Below are 19,990 nucleotides of genomic sequence, written 5' to 3'. Positions count from 1 at the left end.
AAATATGCAAAAGGAGTTTCCCATGTTCAAAGAGTTTAAACAGTTTCTCCTCACCGGAAATGTTGTAGATATGGCAGTCGGATTTATCTTTGGAGCGGCATTTGCAACCGTGGTTAAGTCACTGGTTGCCAATATTATTATGCCTCCGGTCGGATTGCTGATGGGAGGAGTTGATTTTTCATCTCTCTTTATTGCATTGGATGGCAAAGAGTATGTTTCATTAGCAGCTTTGGATGCAGCGGGAGCTCCTGCAATCAAATTGGGTGTATTTATTAACGACACGATCTCATTTTTGATTTTGGGATGGGTCATGTTCATGATGGTGAAAGCATATAACAAACTCAAAGCCGCAGAACCTGCTTCTGAGCCGGTAGCTCCTACCACTAAAGTTTGTCCTGAATGCGCGATGGAAATTCCTCTTGCCGCTAAAACTTGCCCTCATTGTCGTAGTGCTCAATAAAGAAAATAAAAAGGGATTAATCCCTTTAGCTTAGGCGGTAGTATCGAGAACATTTCCACCCAGAGCAGTAATCTTCTCATCAATTTTAGCGAGAGTCTTTTCGAGGGTTTCATAGGAGATCTCGGGAAGCTTTCCTCCCCACATCTCTTCTGCCTCGTTAAATCCGCGAATAACTCCCTCCCGACCTGCTTTCAAACGTTCCAAATCATCACCGCCCCCACTTAGAACGAAATCCGCTAAACGCTCTGATGTTTTGGTTACCCCGAAATAACCCTCTTCACTCACCAGTTCTTTGGCTTCATCGGGGCTCATATCGGCGATCGGTTTGCCGGTATAACCGATCGCTTCAAAATCGATGGAGCTTAAAATATCCCGTACTTTATTCAGATCAAACGGAGCGCTTTGGGCTTGGAGATTATTCGAAGAATAACTCTCAATTTTGAGGCTGTATTCGACAAGATAGGCTTGGGAGAGGGTTTTACCTGAAATCTCTCCACTTTTGATTTTTTCTTTAAACTCTTCACTCTCTTTTTCTTTCAATCCCAGAGCACTTTGGCTGTAAGGGTTGATCGATGTTCCGGTTCCAATTTGCATAGTAGCTCCTTTTGGACTGTTGTAAATAATATCGGCACATTACTCATATCGTAAAGCGTCGATGGGGTTGAGCCGTGCCGCTTTTCGAGCGGGAAAATAACCAAATACGACCCCGACGAGGGTAGAAAATAAAAAAGCGATAATAACGATCGAAGTATTAAAGACCAGTGGCAGATCGAAAAAGATACTGATCCCCACCCCAAAACCAATCCCCAAGATAACACCGATCACACCGCCCAAAGATGAGAGGACGATGGCTTCGACCAAAAACTGGAGTAATACTTCCCTCTCCAATGCCCCGATGGCGAGCCGTATTCCGATCTCACGAGTACGCTCTGTGACGGAGACGAGCATAATGTTCATAATTCCGATCCCCCCGACGAGGAGGCTGATGGTAGCAACCGCACCAAGGAGGAGGGTGAGCATTTTAGTGGTAGAGGTGAGGGTCTGTACCATTTCTCGCATATCACGGACACTGAAATCATTTTCCTCGCCCAGCTTGATACGACGGCGCTCTTGGAAAAGGGCGGTGAGGGAGGCTTTGACATTTTCGATTACGGCTGGAGATGATGCCGAGACGAGAATCATTGAGATTTCTTGATTACCGCTCACCCGTCGCTGTAGCAGACGGATCGGGACAATGATGATATCGTCTTGATCCATCCCGAACATCGAAGCCCCTTTAGGTTTGAGTAACCCGATTACTTGCGCGGAGAAGGTTCCCAGTCGTATGGAAGCGCCGATGGGATCTTGATCCCCGAAAAGCTCTTTACGGACACTTTCACCGATGACACAAACTGCTTTTCCCCCTTGCAGCTCTGCGGGGGCAAATATCCGCCCCGATTCGAATACCCAGTCTTTAACGGTGAAATAGTCGTTATCGCTCCCATCGATTGTAGTGGAGTAGTTTTGATTGCCATAGACGGCTTGAACCCCTTTGGAGCCTATCGGTGCGGCTCCTCGGATATCGGTAATCTCACGATGAATCGCTTGGAGATCATCGTGGTTAAAACGTTTGGCGGTAGTATCCTCGCTTCTGGGACCTCGGCGATCCTGACCCGGACGGAGGATCAGCATGTTGGTTCCCAGTTTGGAGATGCTGTTGGAGACATAGGCGGTGGTGGCATCTCCGAGCATCACCATAGCGATAACCGAAGCGACCCCGATAACGATCCCCAGTGTGGTGAGGATCGAGCGCATAGCACTTCGGCGAATTTCACGTAGAGCTAAAATAAAAGCGTTCCAGATCATCGGGTCCCCCTGTCGATGAGTCCGTCACGAAAATGGATTGTCCGCTCTGAATAGGCTGCCATGTCGATTTCATGGGTGACCATAATGATCGTAATCCCTTTATCACGGTTAAACGATCGGAGCAGTTCCATGATTTCGATACTTTTTGCGGTGTCAAGATTTCCGGTCGGCTCATCGGCGAGGAGGACGAGCGGATCGGTAACGATCGCGCGGGCGATAGCGACACGCTGCTGCTGGCCTCCTGAGAGTTCACCCGGAGTGTGGTGGGCGACGTGTTCTAGCCCGACACTTTTAAGGGCTTCAAGGGCTTTTACTCTGCGAACATCAGCAGGGAATCCTCGATAGAGCAGCGGCAGTTCGACGTTTTCAACGGCTGAGGTTTTTCCCAGCAGATTGAACCCTTGAAAGATAAATCCGATGTAGTTGCGACGAAGAAGAGCTCGTTGATCGCGTGAGAGGCCGCCGACATCGATTCCCTCAAAAAGATATTGTCCCTGTGATGGGGTATCAAGACATCCTATGATATTCATCGCCGTCGATTTCCCCGATCCGCTGGGTCCCATAATCGCGACGAATTCACCGCTTTTAATCTCCAAATCAACACCGCGCAGAGCATAGGCGGTTGCTTCGCCCTCCCCGTAAGATTTGGTGACACCACTAAAGCTGATGACGCAAGAAGGGATCACCGTCATTCTCCATTTTCTTTTAGACCGATGATAACCCTGTCACCTACTTTGAGCTGTGAAGAGTTGATGGCAGTTGAGATGCCGTCGCTTTTGCCGACTTTGACGTTGAGTGGCGAGGGTTGTTTCTCTTTGAGTATCCATACTGATTTTTCGTTTTGTTTTTTCGTCTCTTGAGATGATTCTGTCTTCTCCTCTTTCGATTTTGGAGGGGTGAAACGTAGTGCTGCATTAGGTACGACGAGGACATTCGGTAAAACGCCGGTGATGATCTGTGCCGTTGCCGTCATACCCGGGCGGAGTTTTAAATCCGTATTGGGTACTTCGACGACTGCATCGTAGGTAACTACGCCATTAACCATCTGAGAGTTCAATCTCAGCTGAGTAATGACACCTTTAAACAGGTGGTTTGGATAGGCATCGACGCTAAAGGTTACATTTTGCTCCTCTTTGACCTCACCGATGTCGGCTTCATCGACACTGACGATCACTTTCATAGTACTCAGATTTTTTGCCATTTTAAATAAAACAGGTGTTTGCATCGAGGCAACAACCGTTTGTCCCGGTTCCACTTTTCGCTCCAAAATAATTCCATCTACTGGTGAGACGATGATGGCTTTACGAAGATTGTCTTCATCGGCTTCAAGTTCTGCATGGGCTTGTGCTGATTGGGCTATTGCGGCATCTAAACCGGCTTTTGCTGAAAGTAGCGCATTGTCGGCTTCATCGACCTCTTTTTTAGACGGATAGTTTCCTCCTGTAGAGGCGTACATTTTGTGGACACGCTCAAACTCGTTTTTGGCATTCGCTAGAGATGCCTTCGCCGCTGATATATTGGCTTGATAACGGAGCAGGGCAGCTTTGGAACTGGTAACTTTAGAAGAGAGTTTTGTGGTATCTAAACGGGCCATTAACTGACCTACTTTTACCCGATCATTATAATCAACGAGGACGTCAGTAACGGTTCCTGAAACTTCAATCCCCACATCGATGGTATTGGTTGGTTCCAGATTCCCCGTTGCCGAGACGGTGGTGGTTAATTCTTTTATTTGTACAGGGGTTGTGATGTATACGGTTTTAGAGGATGCAGAACTTTTTATACCAAACCATACGGCACCGATTAAAAGGGCTAGTGCCCCTCCAATCAGGAGATATTTTTTGAGGGATGATTGTTTTGGAGTATTCAGTCCGAGGGTTTGTTCAATCGAGTCAGTCGTAGAGTTCATAAAAGTTCCTTCGAAGGATTAAGGGAAAAATGGAGTTTGGCAAGCTCGATTTGGATATTAATCTCATTGATTTTGATCTCCAACTCTTCAATTGCCTTGGTATTTTTGAGAGTTTGTAAATCGTATCCTGTTTTCGTTCCGGCATTGACTCCGGCTTGGAGCGCGTGGATCAATTCATCGTAGAGGATAAGGTTTTGAGACGTGATCGTGATGTACTCCTCATAATTTTTGATTTTTTCAATCACTTGGGCATATTCGGCACCCAGTTCTCTTTTTTTATCGGCCTCTTTGGCTGCTTCTTGGAGATAGGTGGCTTGGGCTTCTTGGATTGTAGCTGAGGCATTATAGGTGAGTGGCAGTGTGAGCTGTAAACCTGCACTGTAATAATCTCCACTGTAGGCTCCGCTGAGTTCTTTGGGGTCATAATTACGGTATCCGACGGAGCTATTGAGGGCAACACTGGGGAGGTAATTCGTGGCCGTTACCTCATAGAGATTTTTGAGCGTTGTACTTTGTGCCTGCGCATATTGCAGATCAAACTGCCCTGATAAATACTCCTCTTTATCGATCACTTCAAATCGAGGGATCTGAAATTTTTCAGGAGAAATATCACTGACCTTTGCCATCTCAAAACGCTGTTCGCTGAGGGCATATTTGAGGGAAGCAATCGTTTTTAGTTCACTACTTTTTTCCATAAACGCATTGTTTAGCTCGGTTATATCGACTTTCCCCGCATCGTAGAGCTGACGTTTGATAAAGATTTCGATCTCTTTGTTATCGAGCCGTTTTTGACTTTGTTCCAGTAAAACACTGTTTTTTTGGTAGGTGAGGAATGCCAAAAAGAGCTGTTGATTCAATATCGCGATTTGTTGTTGGTACGCTATCTGGGCACTTTGCTTTTTGGCGTCGGCATAACGTATTTGATAGGTGATTCCGCCGGATCGAAAAATATCTTGGGAGATCGAAGCGGAGAGATTTTCGGTATCACTGTGATAATCGCCAAGTGCACTTTTGTCATAGCTGTAGGAGGCATTGAGATTGAGAGGCGCTATCCAGTTCGTGCGAAGCTTTTCATGTTCGGATTCGAGTAGAGTGCGTTGCTGACGCAGTATCTCTTGTTTTTGGGGTGAGAGGAGAATATCATCACCACTCCAGAGATTCGCCAAGAGAAAAAATGGGAGCATTACTAATGAATGTTTTTTCATACCATCATAGTATTCCTTTTTCGGTAACAAAAAAGTAAACAAAGTTTAAATATTTGCTAATGAATTTAGTAAAGGAAAAAAATTATCCTTTAAGAGAAACTTCTCTATGATTGTCAAAATTGTTATAAGGAATCACAATGAAAATATTCACCGCTATTTTAATGAGTGCTGTATCACTTTTGGCCATCGAGCCGTTGGTAACTCCGCAATGGCTGAATGAGCATAAAAACGATAGTAATCTTCGTATTATCGAGGTATCGGAAGGGGATGTATACGGTTTAGAACATATTCCCAATGCGGCACATACCGCAATTGGAAAATGGCGATTCGATAACGGTACTTTTCTCTCCATCCGTCCGGTAGCGGAGATCGAAAAAGAGATTTCAGCGTTGGGAATCGATGAAAAAACAGATGTCGTCCTCTATGCACCGATCAGCGATCCCAAAGATGTATTGAAAACCAGTTATATCTATTGGGCACTCAACTATCACGGGATTAAAAACGTTGCATTATTGGATGGTGGATTGAAAACATGGAAAAACGGTAAACTCGAATTGACCCAAGCCGAACCGATCATCAAACCGACGGCATATAAAGCATCGATCGATAAAAGCAAGATTGCCGATATCGGTTATGTCAAAAGTAAACTGGGAAAACTCCCTATGATCGATGCACGTCCGTCTGATATGTACTTAGGGGTTACTCCAACACCTACGGTTAAACGTAACGGTCATATCAAAGGGGGGATGAGCTACTCATGGAATTACTCCGTGGATAAAGAGTATATTCTTAAACCTAAAGCGATGTTGGAGAGTGTTTTCAAAGAGGGGTACGGTTTAGATAAAAACAAAGAGGTACTTGTCTATTGTACCGGAGGGTTGGAGACGTCATTCAACTATTTCGTCCTCAGTGGCGTACTCGGATATAAAAACATCCGATTGTACGATGCATCGATGAAAGAGTGGGGAAACCGTGAAGATACCCCGATGAACCAATATCGCTATGAGATGTTTAAGAAGTAGATTTGGTCATTCCGTGCTTGATCCTCTCCGTCATTGCGGACTTGATCCGCAATCTTAGATCCTGAATCAAGTTCAGGATGACATAACTTCACGTGCCCTTTAGGGTAGATCGGGCGAAGTGCCCTTTGGGTAAATCCAGCTCTCTTTTGTAATTTAATCTTAGAAAAGTGAAGATTGAATAGATGACCCCTCATTCTCGGATATAATCTAAAAAAACAATGCCTAGGTTTTATGATGAAACAGCATGGTATTAATGAAGTGAAGAGTGTGTCATGAGTTTGTTTGAAATAGAATTAAATAAAGAGTTCAAAATCTTGGACACTATTGTCTTTCTTAAAGAAGATGAGTTTAAAAAATACTATAAATTAAATAATCTAAATGATGGATATGATGACAATATAGAACAATATGTCAATAATTATCTTCTCTATGCAAAAAATAATACTCTTGTTGTTAAAAGAGGTAATTTTGTAGAAGATAAATACAGTATTGAAGAAATTGCAGACTATATTGAACAAAAGATTGTTTTTATCGATGTGGAGGAAGCACATACTGTTCGTTTATATCCTGAATGGTTGTTATTTTGGGTAGCTGTCACGAAACGATATACTTCGTTTATTAGTGAGCATGACTTCAATGCATATTTTGATGGATTTAAATATATCAGTGAGATACGATACAAGCGATATGTCATTAGAAATTTACATAACTTTATTCCTTTTCAGGATCATGATAAATTGGAGGAATACAAAACGCATTTGAATAGTCCATTCTCAAATTTTTTGGATGTGACGAAGTTTGATCAGGAATACCTCTTTGCTTTTTTGAACTTTTTATACAGTATGCATTATGCTCTGAAAGAAAATGAAAAATATAAATTGATGTGGAATCTTGAAACCTACATCATTGAAGCAATCAGGCTGCTAGTGGATCAAAATATCGATTTGAAAGATATTTATTTGAAGGTAGCCAGTGGAATAAGAGGCACTTATTCTCCATTACATGAGGTATACCTGCATAAACCGCTTTATATTGAAGAGAGCAAACACTATTTTAATTTATTTTTACCATTGATCAAAACGTTATTCAATGATGAGATTTCAACTGATGAACTTGTACTGATACTAAGAGAAGATGAACGGTTTGATGATATCCTTTTTTCCTTTCTTGAACTTACAAAAAGGTTTAATGCTGATAAACGGAATGAAGTTGTTATGGGGGCTATGATTAAAGGTATTGTACTTGGTCTTGAAGAATTAATCAGAGATGAATTAGATTGTAGTGGGGCAGATAAATTCTATTTTTATGAAAAATGTATTAAAAAATTAGCATTAGGTTCCCATCTGCTAAAACCTTACTATGTATTAATTGAACCACACATAGCCAACAGTGATTTTTTCACAAAACTTGAGGTTTTATGTCACGAGAATGAAAGTTTAGAAAAACTGCTAATGGTGTATTACCATGCAAGAAATTATTTAGCCCACAATAATATTGATATGGATAAGTTTTTTTGGGGAGATGATGGAAGAAGAAACATAATTTCCAATGTCTTAAATGCAATTATCGTTATTTTGTATAGACTCCGAAAGAGGGGATAAAGATTAAAGGGTCATGTATTCAATCTTCACTTTTGCGTAAAAGTGCAGGATACCTTTTCCCCTTTTTGAAATTAGTTAAACAGTTGTGCATGACTTCCAATGCGGGTCAACTTCCAAGATAGGGGTCGTGTATTCAATCTTCACTTTTCTAAGATTAAATAACAAAAGAGAGCTGGATTCCCAATCGAGTTGGGAATGACGGAGAGTGTTTTGTTCGCGGTGAGCCAGTCGAACCATGAAGTTTTTACCCTTCGACAAGCTCAGGGCGAACGGGTAAATACGTAAAAGTGTCAAAGTGCCGGACACCTTTTCACCTTTTTATAATCAGTTAAATAGCTGTGAATGTGATCCGATGCGGGTCAACTTCAAAATGTCATCTTCGATACAGTAGATAATCAACAGATCACCCGAAATATGAAATTCACGAAAACTGTCATAGTCTCCGATAAGGGGATGATCTTTTGCTTCGGGGGGAAGAGGGCGTTCTTCTAGTAGCATAGCTACAAATTTCAGATATTTGGCGTACTGGGCATCTGAGATTTTAATTTTGGCATACTCTTTGAGAAACGTTTTAGTGCGAAACAGCTGCATGTTCTCTCTCAAGATCACTCAGCGTTACAAACTCCCCTTTTAACTCTTTGGCTTCTTTCATCGCGGCTATCGTCTTTTTGTTTGGGATTTTTGCCTCAAAAGGGAGTCCGTGATTGAGTACGACCATGCGGTTAAACATATTGATCGCTTGCGCGTAGCTCATGCCGACAAACTCCAATATTTCACGTGCTTGTTTATAATCATCTTCTTCGAGCCGTATGGTTGTTTGCATTTTTGACATAGCGTCTCCTTTTTATTGAATTGTATCCCATTTGGGATGCGAATGTCAATTTAATCGCTTTTCCCTTTTATATTCTTCGGAGCACACAAATATTTTTTATCTTTGGCAACCCGCGCGCATTTCTCACAGATAAATTTCGGTTTTTTAACAATTTTGAGTATTTTTTTGAAATCGGCAGTCAATTCGTTTTTTTTGAGTTTGCATAGTGTTGTCATGATAGTCTCCTCTATTTTTCGTCATTCCATCCTATGACACGTAGATACCAAAGATAGATCCCGTATCAAGTACGGGATGACGAAGCAAAAACTAACTAAATTACAGGATATGTTCCCGTTTAAAATACTCGCGTCCTACTTTGCACAGAGGACATGCTGCCGGTGCTTTTTTCCCTCGGTGGATATGTCCGCACACTTCACAGACCCAAATCTCCTCTTCTTCGCTGGCAAAGAATCCATCCGCGATGAGAGCTTCTTTGAGAGCGGCGTATTCACGTTCGTGTTCCACTTCGACTTTACCGATCGCGGTAAACAGACGGGCTAAATCTTTATGCCCCTCAGCAGTTGCGATTTCGGCAAATCCGGGATACATGACCGTGTGCTCGTAGTTCTCTCCACCCATCGCACTGTCGAGATTTTCAGCCGTTGCATCCACTTCGCAGCCGTGTATGAGTTTATGATACGCTTTATACTGTGCACGGGCATGGTACATCTCGTTAAACGCCGATTCACGGAAATGGCGCTCTACCGCATGCCACCCCTCATCATGGGCGATATCGGCAAACAACTCGTATTTGTTGCGTGCCATACTCTCTCCGCCGAACGCTTTCATCAGGTTTACTGCGGTGAGACTCAGGGTTATCATCTCCATCTCATTGCCGCAGCAGACGAGGGTTCCCCCTCCGACATTTTGGACTTCGACTTCGTTGCCGCAGGTATTACAGTGGTAAGTTTCATATTGACGCATCATGACTCCTTGAATTAATAGTAATGGTAAATAGTAGCACAAAATGGAAGATAAAGAAGTGAAGAGATATTTGATATCACTTATCAATATCATAAAACTTTAAGGATAATAGAGATAGTATTTTGATATAAATTATCAATAAAGGATTTTCTGATGTCAGTACTCGTTATCGGCGGAGATAAAATCACTCGTCTTCAATCTCTTTTGCTCTCTTTAGGTGCAACCAAAACTCATCACTGGGACAGTCGTCGCAACTCAACGTCCCATAAACAGCTTCCTCTGCAAACTGATATGATTATTATGTTGACCGATTTTTTAAAACATAACTCGATGGATCATTTCAAACGTCAAGCGAAAAAATCCGATATCCCTTTTATTTGTGTAAAAGGGATGAGCGGATGCAGCGAGTGCCAAATCACCCAAATGGTGGAGGGTATTCGCCAAAATAAGTGTAACAGTGTTTCGTGTAGCGGAGGTTGCAAGTAAATAATTTTGTGTTATACTTATTTTACGCAAGCCAATGCATTAGCTATTAGCCAGCAAATCTTGATTTCAGGAGCTGTATATGTTAAAGCCTAATATCCTCAAACTTCTCAACGAACAAATCGCCCTCGAAGATTACTCTGCCAATCTGTATCTTGCAATGAGTTCATGGTGTGGACATCAAAAGCTCGCCGGTTCGGCAAAATTTCTCGAAGCACACAGTGATGATGAACACTCTCACATGCGTAAACTCTTCACCTATGTTAATGAAACAGGTGCAATGGCACGTATCGGCGCATTGGATGAGCCGCCGTATGAGTTTGGATCGATCAAAGATGTATTTGAAAAAACGTTTGAACATGAAAAATTCATTACGGCTAAAATTAATGCGCTAGTAGAAGCGTGTTTGGCGGAGAAAGATTATTCGACGTTCAATTTTCTCCAATGGTATGTTTCTGAACAGCATGAAGAGGAACATTTGTTCCGCTCAATCCTCGATTTGATGGATATTGTCGGACTGGACGGTCGCGGATTGTATCTCGTTGATAAAGAGATCGGAAAGATGTCTCAAAGAGCGTAATATCTTTAATTTCGGGGTAAAGCCCCGGAGAACAAATTACTTCCATCCGCTTCTATAAATAATAATGCTTATCACTATTGACAGAACAATCTTCTCTTGCTACACTTCCATAGAGTTAGCTCGCGTCAGCGAATCATCAATTGAATTCTCCTCAAGTACGACCTCCTGTTTTCTTTCGCGAGCGCTCATCTTTCAACGAAATAGGGGAGGAAATGTCAAATAATCTGATGACCATTGATACCATTGTTCAAATCTTGGCAACAAACTCTATTAATCAAAATAGACATGCTAATCCTTTATAATGATAATGCTTATTACTATTGACAAGTGAAGGCTATTTCTGATAAAATGATATCAGTTATCAAAAATAGGAGCTACGCCATGCGAAAGATCGGTTTTGTACGACAAGACGGTCGGGTCAAAGAGATTCTGCCCCACAGCTACCATATTCATTCCTTGAGCAATCGGAGAAAGATGTTTTTGTCGATGCTTAATGCTGTGTTGCCAAAAGAGGCTCATTTTGAGTTTTCTCGTTGTTCGAAGGTGAAAGAGGATGTCTATACATTGTTGCAAGATAAGGTAATGTCCTTTTTACCGATGCATCGTTTGCGTCCTGAAACTTCCCAACCGATTGTGACGATTCTCATTCATGAGAGCGGAGTGATTAACCGATTTCTTCAGCGTATCGATACTCCGTTAGGGGATTATCTCTCATCCGGGGGATACAAAGGGATTTTGTATTCAACACCCGGATTTACTCATCCCTCAGCGGCTTTGGCTTCATTGATGATGCGGGATGGGAAAATTGAGATGATGCTTGATCTGGATGAGTTGTTTACCCAAACGGTCTTTAAACGTATTAAGCCTCAAGAAGGGACGATCGTAACGCGAGATGAGAGTTTTATCCATATCTCTTCGGGAGGGCAGGTGACGCGTTTGCATCCGCGATGGAAACGGATGAATTCAGATTCATTGAATTTGCGCAAAGGAGATATCAATACGGCATTTGATGAACTGCGCCGTGAATCGATCAACGCTTATTATCTTGTTTACCCCAAAATGGATGATTTTACCCGTCATATTTTGATCAAAAACAGCGATGAAAATCCGGTCAAAATTATCCCCTATTCATTTACATTCTGCACAAAGGAAAAACATGTCTAAAATTGCTCTCGTTTACGGAAGCTCAACCGGAAATACCGAAAAAGTCGCGGTCTCTATTCAAAATACGCTGAGTGATCACCAAGTCGATCTCTATAATGTACAAGAATGCGGTGTCGATTTTTACGGCGAATACAATAATTTTATTTTTGGTGTCTCAACATGGGGTGAGGGTGATCTCCAAGATGATTGGGACAGTTATGAAAACAAGTTTGCAAAACTCGATTTGACAGGTAAGCGCGTAGCGCTTTTCGGTCTAGGTGATCAAGAGGAATATTCGGATAACTATCTAGATGCTATGGGAACAGTGTATGATATTGTTACGAAAAATGGTGCGACAGTTATCGGTGTGTGGGAAAACATAGGATATAAATTCGATGAATCAACCGCGCTTCGTGATGGAAAATTTGTTGGGCTAGCCCTTGATGAAGACAACCAAAGTAAATTGACCGATGGCCGAATTACGATGTGGTTGGAACAAATTATCCCTTCATTTCAATAAGGAGTTTTGAATGAAAACCAAAAAAGAACAAAAATGCTTGTCTGACGCTTCGATACATCGTCTTATACGGAGCGGACGAGCGTGTTAAAAGAAGATAGAGTAATAGAACCGTCATCTTCATCTGAGTATAATGGCATCGTTATAGAGTCTAAATCATTGTTTAATAACGATAATGCAATCCGTATCGTTCACGGCAATGAAGTCTATACCTTGAGAATTACCAAAGGCAATAAGCTGATTCTCACCAAATAATCGGTGCTTTTGCGCCGAATTCCCGAGGCATATTTTGTTTTATCGTCCCCTTATACTTTTTACCTGTACCCTCTCGTTGTCCTGTGCACAGGAGATCATTCAACTCGATAAAATCGAAGTCGAAGAGACCTATAACGTGATCGAAGAGCGCAAAGAAAATTCGATAGCCAAACGTATCATCAAAGGCGAAGAATTAACCCAATACGGTGATATGAATGCTTTAGAAATGCTCAAACGGACACCGGGTGTGACGATCAGTGAGGGCAAAGGGAAAAAAGGATCGCCTGGCAAAGGGTATACGAAAGTTATGATCGACGGAGAGGAAGTTTCATCTACCAAGCGGGGAAATCCGCTCGAACACATCTCTCCCGATATGATTGAGCGTTTGGAGGTGATGACCAACGGTTCGGCTGAATACAGTGCTGAATCAATGGGAGGGATTGTTAATATCGTTCTGAAAAAACCCTCATCTGAGGGAAAAACGATCGCCAAACTCACCGCCGGAGCGTATGCAGGGGAACCGATGGTTTCTGTGTTTGCTCAGCAGGAGGGGAAAAAAGGGAAACTTTCTTATCTTATTAATACAACGCTCTCGGATAATTCGCAGGATGATTCTTCTTCAACTCATACTGATACGAGAGATGACTATAATGACAATGAGTCACGCTACCGCTCCCTCAGCCTCAATACCAAATTGATTTACACCCCATCGTCCAAAGATAAATATATGTTTGATGGAGCTTTGAATCGAAGTGATTATGTTAAAGAGAGTGTAGAAGATAGAGTGGGAAGTGTGAATGAAACGCTCCTTCAACACGATGCGGGGGATGCCTTGATGCTTTGGGCAAAACTTTCAGGAATACACAACCTCTCGGGAACAGAACTGATCGAGTGGAAACTCAAATACCATGAAAACACTTCAGATGGAATCACGCGTACCGATAATGCCACAACACTCAATGAACAGAATGATGAAGGATCCTTTCGAGTTTTTGGAGCTGAGGGGAGCTATTCGATCGCTTTGGATGAGCACTTTATCAAAACAGGTGCCGAAATCAAGCGCCTCCACCAAAAAGATGATGTTATCGGATACACCAATGGAACGCTTAATACCGATGAGCATCAGCGTTTGAAAGAGGATAAAGGATCATGGTATATCCAAGATGAAATTGCATTGAATGAAAAAATAGTGCTAACTCCGGGGATTCGGTTCGAGAGATCGGTACGTCAGTTCGATCAGAATATCGATATCGACTATTTCGCTCCATCCTTTCATGCTCTTTACAAACTGAGTGAGAATGATAATCTGCGTGCAAGCGTTGCCAAAACGGTAAAGCTTCCCCGTCTTGATGAACTCTCTTCCTCACTAGACAGCTCGCTCGATGAAAATGATCTTAACCACCCTGATATCACCGGAAATCCGAATCTCAAAGAAGAATCCGCTCTCAGTTACGAAGTCCGTTATGAGCATTTCTTTGAGGATAAAGGGATTATGAGTATCGGCGGTTTTTATCGGGATATCAACGATAAAATTGAAAAACTGACAACCTTTGAATCGGGTCGATATGTCGAACGTCCAAGAAATGCGGGTGAAGGGAAGCTTTGGAGTTTGGAGTTAGAACTCAAAAAATCATTGGAATCGTATGTCAGCGGCTTAGGTATATTCGCGAATGCAACTTTTCAAAATTCCTCTCTCGTTACCGATGGAGTCAAGCGGACAATCAAAGGGACACATGATTATATCTATAACATCGGAATCGATCATCGGCTGCAAGCGTATCGCTTGACGTATGGTGCTGCGTATCGTTATGTGAGCGGATACGATGATCCGATTGATCTTAGCGGCATCGCAGAATCCCAAGAGGGGCACGGAGCACTCGACCTCTATGCATCCAAACGGCTTGATTCCACCTATAAAGTAGGGTTAAATCTCAAAAATATTACCCAAGAGAGCATTACTACAACCTCAAAACGTTATAGCTCTGGGGTTCTGAGTGAAACTCAAATCGATCATGAAAACTCCCGCTTCCATTTCCTCGTTACTCTAGAAGGGAGCTGGTAAAACTTCTTCTTTCTGTTAAGGGATTTATCCCTTAAGATGATCTTAACGTTCATAATTGATTTACTTAATAATGCTTATCACTATTGACATCTCTCTTTAGATGAGTTATATTTCTACAAATGAAAGTAATTATCATTTGCTTTCAAATTATTTAGCCAGCCAACGCTTTTCATTCTCCTTTTAAGCCTATAGCCAGCCACTTCCATAACTTAAGGAGTGCCTATGGCCTATCATAACCGTTTTTTACATTCGCAAATGCTCCCAATCGGAGCTATGCTTCTTAGTATGAGTGCGAGCTCATTATTGGCCTCTACTGCTGATTCTAATGCTACTATTGAAGCCATTGATATTCAAGAGGCGGTAGAAATAGAACTTCCTCGCTATCAGCCGGGCATTTCTAAAACTGCCAAAACTGGGCAATTAGCTCATGATGTACCTCAGGCAATTACGGTGGTAACGAAAGAGTTGTTACACGACAAATCGGAATTTACCCTAAAAGAAGCGCTTAGTAATGTATCCGGGCTCACTTTCAATGCTGCAGAAGGTGGACGTATCGGGGATAATATGAATCTTCGCGGATTCTATACTTTCGGGGATTTATATCTTGACGGTATCCGTGATGTCGCTCAGTATAACCGTGATACATTTAATCTCGAATCCGTTGACGTTCTGCGCGGCGGTGCGGCGATGTTATTCGGTCGTGGTCAAGCGGGTGGCGTTATCAATCAGGTGAGTAAAGATGCGGAAGCTGAAAATTTTGGCAAACTCTCTATCACTGTCGGTACGGATGAATATAAACGTGCTTCAGCTGATGTGAACGTGATGCTAAACGATACGACAGCATTTCGTCTCAATGCGATGGGGATGGATTCTGGAAGTACCCGCGATGATGTTTATAATGAAACCGTTGGTATTGCTCCGACAATGACGTTTGGACTTAATACCGATAATGAGTTCAGTTTATCCCATTATTATCTGAAAACACATATTACTCCCGATTATGGTGTTCCGTTTGACAGTGCTACCAAAAGACCTGCCGATGTAGGGAACGAAGTGTTTTATGGATTCACCGATGACTATGAAGATAATCGTGTCAATATTACAACGGCCAGTTATACCCATAAATTCTCTAAAGATACACAGCTTCGTTCCGTGATACGTCATGCCGATTATTTACGTGATAACTGGGCAACTGCACCGGGTGGGTATGATACGACCAGTGGCCCAGACACTACAATTACCAGAGGTACAAAAGGAAACGGTGCGAAAGAGAAAACCGATACATGGCAAAATGATTTCACGACGCAGTTTGAAGCCCTTGGACTGAAACATGAAGCATTGGTCGGGACTGAGTTTTTACGAGAAGAACAAGTGCGGTGGGGGCATGACGGGTTATCAGCCTATTATCCAAATATATCTTTGGCTAACGGAGCGACTAATGGACTTCCGGCGGCTCCATCCAATGGGCAACGTGCACTGGCAAGCAATGGAATCTGGTATCAGTATGCAACGACAGGTACACGATGGGCCGCTTCTATGCCAACCACAGCGGAATCAGGTTCAATGCTTCCCGATGCTTATAAAGCAGTCTATGGCAATAAAGAACGCAATATCAGCGGTGGGTATAAAGGACGTACGTGGGCACTCTACGCACAGGACATTGTCGAGGTGGCTCCTAAGTGGAAAGTAATGGCAGGTTTTCGTAAAGATTGGTTAAATATGGATTACTACACCGGAGCGGATATGGTGCAAAATGGGGAGCTCCATTTTAATGAGATGAGTTACCGTGCCGGATTATCGTATCAGCTGAGTAAACAACAACATTATTATCTTGCTTGGAATAATTCATTTAATACGACAGGGGATCTTTACTCGTTTTCCAATGCCTATGATCCTGAACGCAGTAAAACGTATGAACTTGGTGCAAAATTTGAACTCTTTGAAGGTGATCTTTCCTTACGCACAGCAATTTACCGTACGATCAAAGAGTGGGAACGCAACACTGACGTAGCAAGTGCATCAAGCAATCCGATACTCTCAAAAGAGCGCCATACGGACGGTATCGAACTCGAAGTTGCGGGTCGCATCACTGATAATTGGGATGTATTTGCAGGTGTTGCGCTTATGGACCCGGAAGTGGATGCCGTTACACCGGGTAAAGATGATATGTACATCGGTCAAAAACCGCCGAATTCAACGGATTACACTTTTAATCTCTGGACAACGTACAAACTTGGCAGCGGATGGAAAATCGGTGGTGGAATTGAGGGTAAAGGGGATCGTGCTGTTTACAGTTATGCAAATGAAAGTCCGACAAATGTTTTTAATCCGAATACCGCACCAAGTTATATCCGTTATGATGGGATGATCGCGTATGTTCAGAAAAACTATGCTGTTCAGCTTAATGTAAAAAACCTTTTGGACATGACATATTATGAATCGGCCTATATCAATGGAGGATTCGTTGTTCCGGGAACCGGACGGACGGCTCAGATTACACTGGACTACAAATTCTTTTAAAACCTTACTCCCCCTGCGGGAGTTTTAAAGTTAGAGGATTTGAGTCTTTTAACTTCAAAACTTAGGCAAAGGAAATAAACATGTTACTCTATATACCGGGCGTACTCACCTCTGAGCAGGTGGCACAATGCCGTGAAATTCTGACATCCTCGACGTGGGTGGACGGTAATGTTACCAGCGGTACACAGGCGGCAAAAGCGAAAAATAATTTGCAGCTTCCCGAAGAGTCAGAAGCGGCTGTAGCGTTGCAAAAAATTGTGTTAGATGCCCTGAGTAATAACGCGCTATTTTTTACGGCGGCATTACCGAAAAAGATTTTCCCTCCGTTATTCAACTGTTATACGGGTGAATTTAATACGTTCGGCAACCATGTTGATAATGCGGTTCGTACCATGCGAGGCGGTGGTAAACGGGTACGGAGTGACCTCTCTTTTACCCTCTTTTTCTCTGATCCTGAGGAATATGATGGGGGAGAATTAGTGATCGAGGATACCTTCGGATCACAAGTTGTCAAACTTCCGGCAGGGGATTTAGTGCTTTATCCCTCATCAAGTGTTCATCGGGTTGAACCGGTGACTCGCGGAGCGCGTATTTCCTGCTTTACGTGGTTAGAGAGTATGATTCGTGAGACAGACCGACGCCGATTATTGTTTGATTTGGATATGTCGATCATGGCATTTCGTGAGCGGTTGGGGGATGATGAGGATACGGTCAAACTTACGAGTATTTATCATAATCTACTCCGTACGTGGGCAGATACATAATCAATAAAATGACATAAAGGAAGAAGAAATGGAAGCGTTAAAGTTAGTGGTCGATTATGCGACATTGAGTATATTAGGTGTAATGAGTGTTATCGCGTTCGCGTATGGAATTGAGCGATTTTTTTACTATCGTTCCGTCAATTTAGAAAGTTATGAAACAAAAAATCGTGCTGAAGCTGAACTCTCTAAAAACTTGACTACGATTTCAGTGATCGGGTCAAACGCACCCTACGTGGGATTGCTCGGGACCGTTGCAGGGATTATGGTGGTATTTTACGAAATCGGACAAAGCGGGGGAATGGAACCCTCCACTGTCGTCATTGGACTATCACTGGCACTCAAAGCGACGGCGTTAGGATTGTTAGTAGCGATTCCGTCCATGATGATCTACAGTGCATGTCTGCGTAAGATGGATCTATTGATGGGGAAATGGGAAGATGCGCGCGCTTAAACGAGTGGAAGGAATCAATGTCGTTCCATTGATTGATGTGGTATTGGTTCTTCTGGCGATTGTTCTGACAATCTCGACGTTTGTTGCTTCGGGAGCGATCAAACTCGATCTTCCGAAAGCGGCAAGTGCCAAAGAAACTCCGCCGCAGAAGATTGAAATTGCTATCAGTGAAAATGGGGTGTTGTACTGGAATGGAAAAGAGATGAGCCAAAGTGAGTTGAGCCAAGTAATCACCACTCTGGGCAGTGATGCGAGTGTCAGTGTATTGGGGGATAAAAAAGCCTTTTTCAATGATTTTATTTTTATTCTTGATCAGCTAAAACTTCAAAATATTGAGAAAATTTCGATTGTGACCAAGAGGGAATCATGAAAACGAAACGTTCCTTTCTCCTCTCTATAGTTCTGCATGCCGGAATTATTACGGGTGCGGTTGCTTTGAGCACACTGCCAAAAGAGGAAAAAGAAGAAGAAATTGTTTTAGAGTTGGCTTTGAAGGAATCTTCACCTGCTAATCAAGTGCAGCCGATAGTAAAATCAACTTTGCCGATACCACAAAAAATAGAACCTGTAGAAGCGAAACCTATTGTTCCTAGAATACCAGAACCAATTGTGAAAGCACAAGAACCTGAACCAAAGGTTCAAGAGGTTGTTGTTCCATCTCAGCCGGTTGCAGTGGCTCAAGTGGCTCAGCCTGAGCCAAAAATAATACCTGTTGTTAAACTTATGCCGGTTACACCGCCGGTTAATATGGAAGAGCAATATTTAGATGATCACCTCTCGACTATACGGGAGTTATTGGTTAAATATCGTAAATATCCATCGCAAGCTGTCCGTTTAAAACAAGAAGGAGCGGTAAAAGTGACGTTTCGGCTTAAACAAAACGGTGATGTAGAAGATATCCGAATTATGGGAAGTTCAGGTTATGAACTTTTGGATGATGATGCGATGGCATTGGTACAGAAAGTATCAGAATATTTCCCACAACCGCCTCAAACGGTTCGTATTACCGTCCCTTTAAATTACGCATTGAAAGTCCGTACATAAGTGACGTCTAAATAAACAAACTTAAAGCGTTGTTTTAGCGGTTATTCATTAACCGTTTGTAGGTTAATATTGTTACGATTCTTATCACTATATTAGAGGAGAACCTAATGAAAGACAATGAACCAACACTCAGTTCTATCGAGGACTATAATACCCTTAAAGGGCCAAAAAAACGGATTGTTTGGGCGGTTATTATCAGCGGTTTGTTGATTGGTGCCATTTTTGTTGCCGCAAAAATGTATTACGGCAGTACAGAAGACACAATCACTGTTAATGAGAGTATCGGGAAAGTTCCAGTTAAATAATGGTAAAATCTTACCACGTCATTCCCGAC

Annotated in this window: 24 protein-coding genes; 15 read left to right on the top strand and 9 right to left on the bottom strand. The window is 42.5% G+C overall.

The genetic code is table 11. From position 1 onward, the window contains the following. The first annotated feature begins 22 nt into the window (after positions 1-22). Positions 23-460 (top strand): large conductance mechanosensitive channel protein MscL, encoded by a 438-nt coding sequence (gene mscL / locus B649_RS07995; protein WP_015654017.1) that lies wholly within the window; start codon positions 23-25, stop codon positions 458-460. 30 nt (positions 461-490) lie between these two features. Here the strand turns inward: mscL and B649_RS07990 are convergent, their stop codons facing one another. From B649_RS07990 to B649_RS07970, 5 genes are read right to left on the bottom strand one after another with little or no spacing between them, the layout of a single operon-like run. Further along, positions 491-1,054 carry a hypothetical protein gene (locus B649_RS07990; protein ID WP_015654016.1) on the bottom strand — a complete coding sequence of 188 codons (564 nt, stop codon included), beginning with the start codon at positions 1,052-1,054 and terminating at the stop codon, positions 491-493. Positions 1,055-1,093: 39 nt separating this feature from the next. Then, complete coding sequence (locus tag B649_RS07985; RefSeq protein WP_015654015.1) at positions 1,094-2,305, bottom strand: ABC transporter permease; 1,212 nt, start codon at positions 2,303-2,305, stop codon at positions 1,094-1,096. Continuing rightward, positions 2,302-2,991 (bottom strand): ABC transporter ATP-binding protein, encoded by a 690-nt coding sequence (locus B649_RS07980; protein ID WP_291750855.1) that lies wholly within the window; start codon positions 2,989-2,991, stop codon positions 2,302-2,304. Before B649_RS07980 ends, B649_RS07985 begins: the two co-directional genes overlap by 4 nt. 2 nt (positions 2,992-2,993) lie before the next feature. Continuing rightward, positions 2,994-4,214 (bottom strand): efflux RND transporter periplasmic adaptor subunit, encoded by a 1,221-nt coding sequence (locus tag B649_RS07975; protein WP_015654013.1) that lies wholly within the window; start codon positions 4,212-4,214, stop codon positions 2,994-2,996. Then, positions 4,211-5,419: a TolC family protein gene (locus B649_RS07970; protein ID WP_015654012.1), complete on the bottom strand. Its 1,209-nt coding sequence runs from the start codon at positions 5,417-5,419 to the stop codon at positions 4,211-4,213. Before B649_RS07970 ends, B649_RS07975 begins: the two co-directional genes overlap by 4 nt. A 137-nt stretch (positions 5,420-5,556) precedes the next feature. Between B649_RS07970 and B649_RS07965 the strand changes: the two genes are divergently transcribed. Both B649_RS07965 and B649_RS07960 read left to right on the top strand, forming a co-directional pair. Then, positions 5,557-6,441: a rhodanese-like domain-containing protein gene (locus B649_RS07965; RefSeq protein ID WP_015654011.1), complete on the top strand. Its 885-nt coding sequence runs from the start codon at positions 5,557-5,559 to the stop codon at positions 6,439-6,441. 272 nt (positions 6,442-6,713) lie between these two features. Further along, on the top strand, positions 6,714-8,042 hold the full coding sequence (locus B649_RS07960) for a hypothetical protein (RefSeq protein ID WP_015654010.1): 1,329 nt from the start codon (positions 6,714-6,716) through the stop codon (positions 8,040-8,042). Positions 8,043-8,366: 324 nt separating this feature from the next. Here the strand turns inward: B649_RS07960 and B649_RS07955 are convergent, their stop codons facing one another. The 4 genes from B649_RS07955 to B649_RS07945 all read right to left on the bottom strand — a co-directional run bounded on the left by B649_RS07955 (position 8,367) and on the right by B649_RS07945 (position 9,837). Continuing rightward, the gene (locus tag B649_RS07955) at positions 8,367-8,633 is read right to left on the bottom strand and encodes a type II toxin-antitoxin system YafQ family toxin (RefSeq protein ID WP_015654009.1); all 267 of its coding nucleotides are present in this window, start codon (positions 8,631-8,633) and stop codon (positions 8,367-8,369) included. Beyond that, positions 8,614-8,874: a type II toxin-antitoxin system RelB/DinJ family antitoxin gene (locus tag B649_RS07950; RefSeq protein ID WP_015654008.1), complete on the bottom strand. Its 261-nt coding sequence runs from the start codon at positions 8,872-8,874 to the stop codon at positions 8,614-8,616. The genes B649_RS07955 and B649_RS07950 overlap by 20 nt, the downstream gene beginning before the upstream one ends. A 50-nt stretch (positions 8,875-8,924) precedes the next feature. Further along, a complete protein-coding gene (locus B649_RS12570; protein ID WP_291750853.1) occupies positions 8,925-9,089 on the bottom strand; it encodes a hypothetical protein in 165 nt (54 codons plus the stop codon). Between the two features lie 100 nt (positions 9,090-9,189). Next, entirely contained in the window at positions 9,190-9,837 is a 648-nt protein-coding gene (locus B649_RS07945; RefSeq protein WP_015654007.1) for a ferritin family protein, read from the bottom strand. Positions 9,838-9,990: 153 nt separating this feature from the next. On the opposite strand from B649_RS07945, the gene B649_RS07940 reads away from it, so the two are divergent. The 12 genes from B649_RS07940 (at position 9,991) to B649_RS07890 (ending at position 19,961) form a co-directional block, all read left to right on the top strand. Next, entirely contained in the window at positions 9,991-10,323 is a 333-nt protein-coding gene (locus B649_RS07940) for a DUF2325 domain-containing protein (RefSeq protein WP_015654006.1), read from the top strand. A gap of 79 nt (positions 10,324-10,402) precedes the next feature. Beyond that, a complete protein-coding gene (gene ftnA, locus B649_RS07935) occupies positions 10,403-10,900 on the top strand; it encodes a non-heme ferritin (protein WP_015654005.1) in 498 nt (165 codons plus the stop codon). Positions 10,901-11,281: 381 nt separating this feature from the next. Next, positions 11,282-12,064, top strand: coding sequence for a hypothetical protein (locus tag B649_RS07930; protein ID WP_015654004.1), 783 nt, complete (start codon positions 11,282-11,284; stop codon positions 12,062-12,064). Next, the gene (locus B649_RS07925) at positions 12,057-12,563 is read left to right on the top strand and encodes a flavodoxin (RefSeq protein ID WP_015654003.1); all 507 of its coding nucleotides are present in this window, start codon (positions 12,057-12,059) and stop codon (positions 12,561-12,563) included. The genes B649_RS07930 and B649_RS07925 overlap by 8 nt, the downstream gene beginning before the upstream one ends. Positions 12,564-12,644: 81 nt before the next feature. Further along, the gene (locus B649_RS12685; protein ID WP_015654002.1) at positions 12,645-12,815 is read left to right on the top strand and encodes a hemin uptake protein HemP; all 171 of its coding nucleotides are present in this window, start codon (positions 12,645-12,647) and stop codon (positions 12,813-12,815) included. Positions 12,816-12,891: 76 nt separating this feature from the next. Then, entirely contained in the window at positions 12,892-14,877 is a 1,986-nt protein-coding gene (locus B649_RS07920; protein WP_291750852.1) for a TonB-dependent receptor, read from the top strand. A gap of 222 nt (positions 14,878-15,099) precedes the next feature. Continuing rightward, positions 15,100-17,397 carry a TonB-dependent siderophore receptor gene (locus tag B649_RS07915; protein ID WP_015654000.1) on the top strand — a complete coding sequence of 766 codons (2,298 nt, stop codon included), beginning with the start codon at positions 15,100-15,102 and terminating at the stop codon, positions 17,395-17,397. An 80-nt stretch (positions 17,398-17,477) separates the two neighbouring features. Continuing rightward, positions 17,478-18,161: a Fe2+-dependent dioxygenase gene (locus tag B649_RS07910; protein ID WP_015653999.1), complete on the top strand. Its 684-nt coding sequence runs from the start codon at positions 17,478-17,480 to the stop codon at positions 18,159-18,161. A 28-nt stretch (positions 18,162-18,189) separates the two neighbouring features. After that, a complete protein-coding gene (gene exbB, locus B649_RS07905) occupies positions 18,190-18,612 on the top strand; it encodes a TonB-system energizer ExbB (RefSeq protein WP_015653998.1) in 423 nt (140 codons plus the stop codon). After that, positions 18,599-18,982, top strand: a complete 384-nt coding sequence (locus B649_RS07900) for a biopolymer transporter ExbD (RefSeq protein ID WP_015653997.1) — start codon at positions 18,599-18,601, stop codon at positions 18,980-18,982. The genes exbB and B649_RS07900 overlap by 14 nt, the downstream gene beginning before the upstream one ends. Beyond that, complete coding sequence (locus B649_RS07895) at positions 18,979-19,656, top strand: TonB family protein (protein ID WP_015653996.1); 678 nt, start codon at positions 18,979-18,981, stop codon at positions 19,654-19,656. Before B649_RS07900 ends, B649_RS07895 begins: the two co-directional genes overlap by 4 nt. Before the next feature lie 107 nt (positions 19,657-19,763). Continuing rightward, the gene (locus B649_RS07890) at positions 19,764-19,961 is read left to right on the top strand and encodes a hypothetical protein (RefSeq protein WP_015653995.1); all 198 of its coding nucleotides are present in this window, start codon (positions 19,764-19,766) and stop codon (positions 19,959-19,961) included. The last annotated feature ends 29 nt before the right edge of the window (positions 19,962-19,990 follow it).

This window comes from Candidatus Sulfuricurvum sp. RIFRC-1 (assembly GCF_000310245.1).
Lineage (GTDB): Bacteria > Campylobacterota > Campylobacteria > Campylobacterales > Sulfurimonadaceae > Sulfuricurvum.
This window is presented reverse-complemented; position numbering and strand designations above follow the sequence as displayed.

Coding starts and splice junctions, on each gene's coding strand:
- mscL (WP_015654017.1), top strand. CDS start 23: ATGTTCAAAGAGTTTAAACAGTTTCTCCTCACCGGAAATGTTGTAGAT.
- B649_RS07990 (WP_015654016.1), bottom strand. CDS start 1,054: ATGCAAATTGGAACCGGAACATCGATCAACCCTTACAGCCAAAGTGCT.
- B649_RS07985 (WP_015654015.1), bottom strand. CDS start 2,305: ATGATCTGGAACGCTTTTATTTTAGCTCTACGTGAAATTCGCCGAAGT.
- B649_RS07975 (WP_015654013.1), bottom strand. CDS start 4,214: ATGAACTCTACGACTGACTCGATTGAACAAACCCTCGGACTGAATACT.
- B649_RS07970 (WP_015654012.1), bottom strand. CDS start 5,419: ATGAAAAAACATTCATTAGTAATGCTCCCATTTTTTCTCTTGGCGAAT.
- B649_RS07965 (WP_015654011.1), top strand. CDS start 5,557: ATGAAAATATTCACCGCTATTTTAATGAGTGCTGTATCACTTTTGGCC.
- B649_RS07960 (WP_015654010.1), top strand. CDS start 6,714: ATGAGTTTGTTTGAAATAGAATTAAATAAAGAGTTCAAAATCTTGGAC.
- B649_RS07955 (WP_015654009.1), bottom strand. CDS start 8,633: ATGCAGCTGTTTCGCACTAAAACGTTTCTCAAAGAGTATGCCAAAATT.
- B649_RS07950 (WP_015654008.1), bottom strand. CDS start 8,874: ATGTCAAAAATGCAAACAACCATACGGCTCGAAGAAGATGATTATAAA.
- B649_RS12570 (WP_291750853.1), bottom strand. CDS start 9,089: ATGACAACACTATGCAAACTCAAAAAAAACGAATTGACTGCCGATTTC.
- B649_RS07945 (WP_015654007.1), bottom strand. CDS start 9,837: ATGCGTCAATATGAAACTTACCACTGTAATACCTGCGGCAACGAAGTC.
- B649_RS07940 (WP_015654006.1), top strand. CDS start 9,991: ATGTCAGTACTCGTTATCGGCGGAGATAAAATCACTCGTCTTCAATCT.
- ftnA (WP_015654005.1), top strand. CDS start 10,403: ATGTTAAAGCCTAATATCCTCAAACTTCTCAACGAACAAATCGCCCTC.
- B649_RS07930 (WP_015654004.1), top strand. CDS start 11,282: ATGCGAAAGATCGGTTTTGTACGACAAGACGGTCGGGTCAAAGAGATT.
- B649_RS07925 (WP_015654003.1), top strand. CDS start 12,057: ATGTCTAAAATTGCTCTCGTTTACGGAAGCTCAACCGGAAATACCGAA.
- B649_RS07915 (WP_015654000.1), top strand. CDS start 15,100: ATGGCCTATCATAACCGTTTTTTACATTCGCAAATGCTCCCAATCGGA.
- B649_RS07910 (WP_015653999.1), top strand. CDS start 17,478: ATGTTACTCTATATACCGGGCGTACTCACCTCTGAGCAGGTGGCACAA.
- exbB (WP_015653998.1), top strand. CDS start 18,190: ATGGAAGCGTTAAAGTTAGTGGTCGATTATGCGACATTGAGTATATTA.
- B649_RS07900 (WP_015653997.1), top strand. CDS start 18,599: ATGCGCGCGCTTAAACGAGTGGAAGGAATCAATGTCGTTCCATTGATT.
- B649_RS07895 (WP_015653996.1), top strand. CDS start 18,979: ATGAAAACGAAACGTTCCTTTCTCCTCTCTATAGTTCTGCATGCCGGA.
- B649_RS07890 (WP_015653995.1), top strand. CDS start 19,764: ATGAAAGACAATGAACCAACACTCAGTTCTATCGAGGACTATAATACC.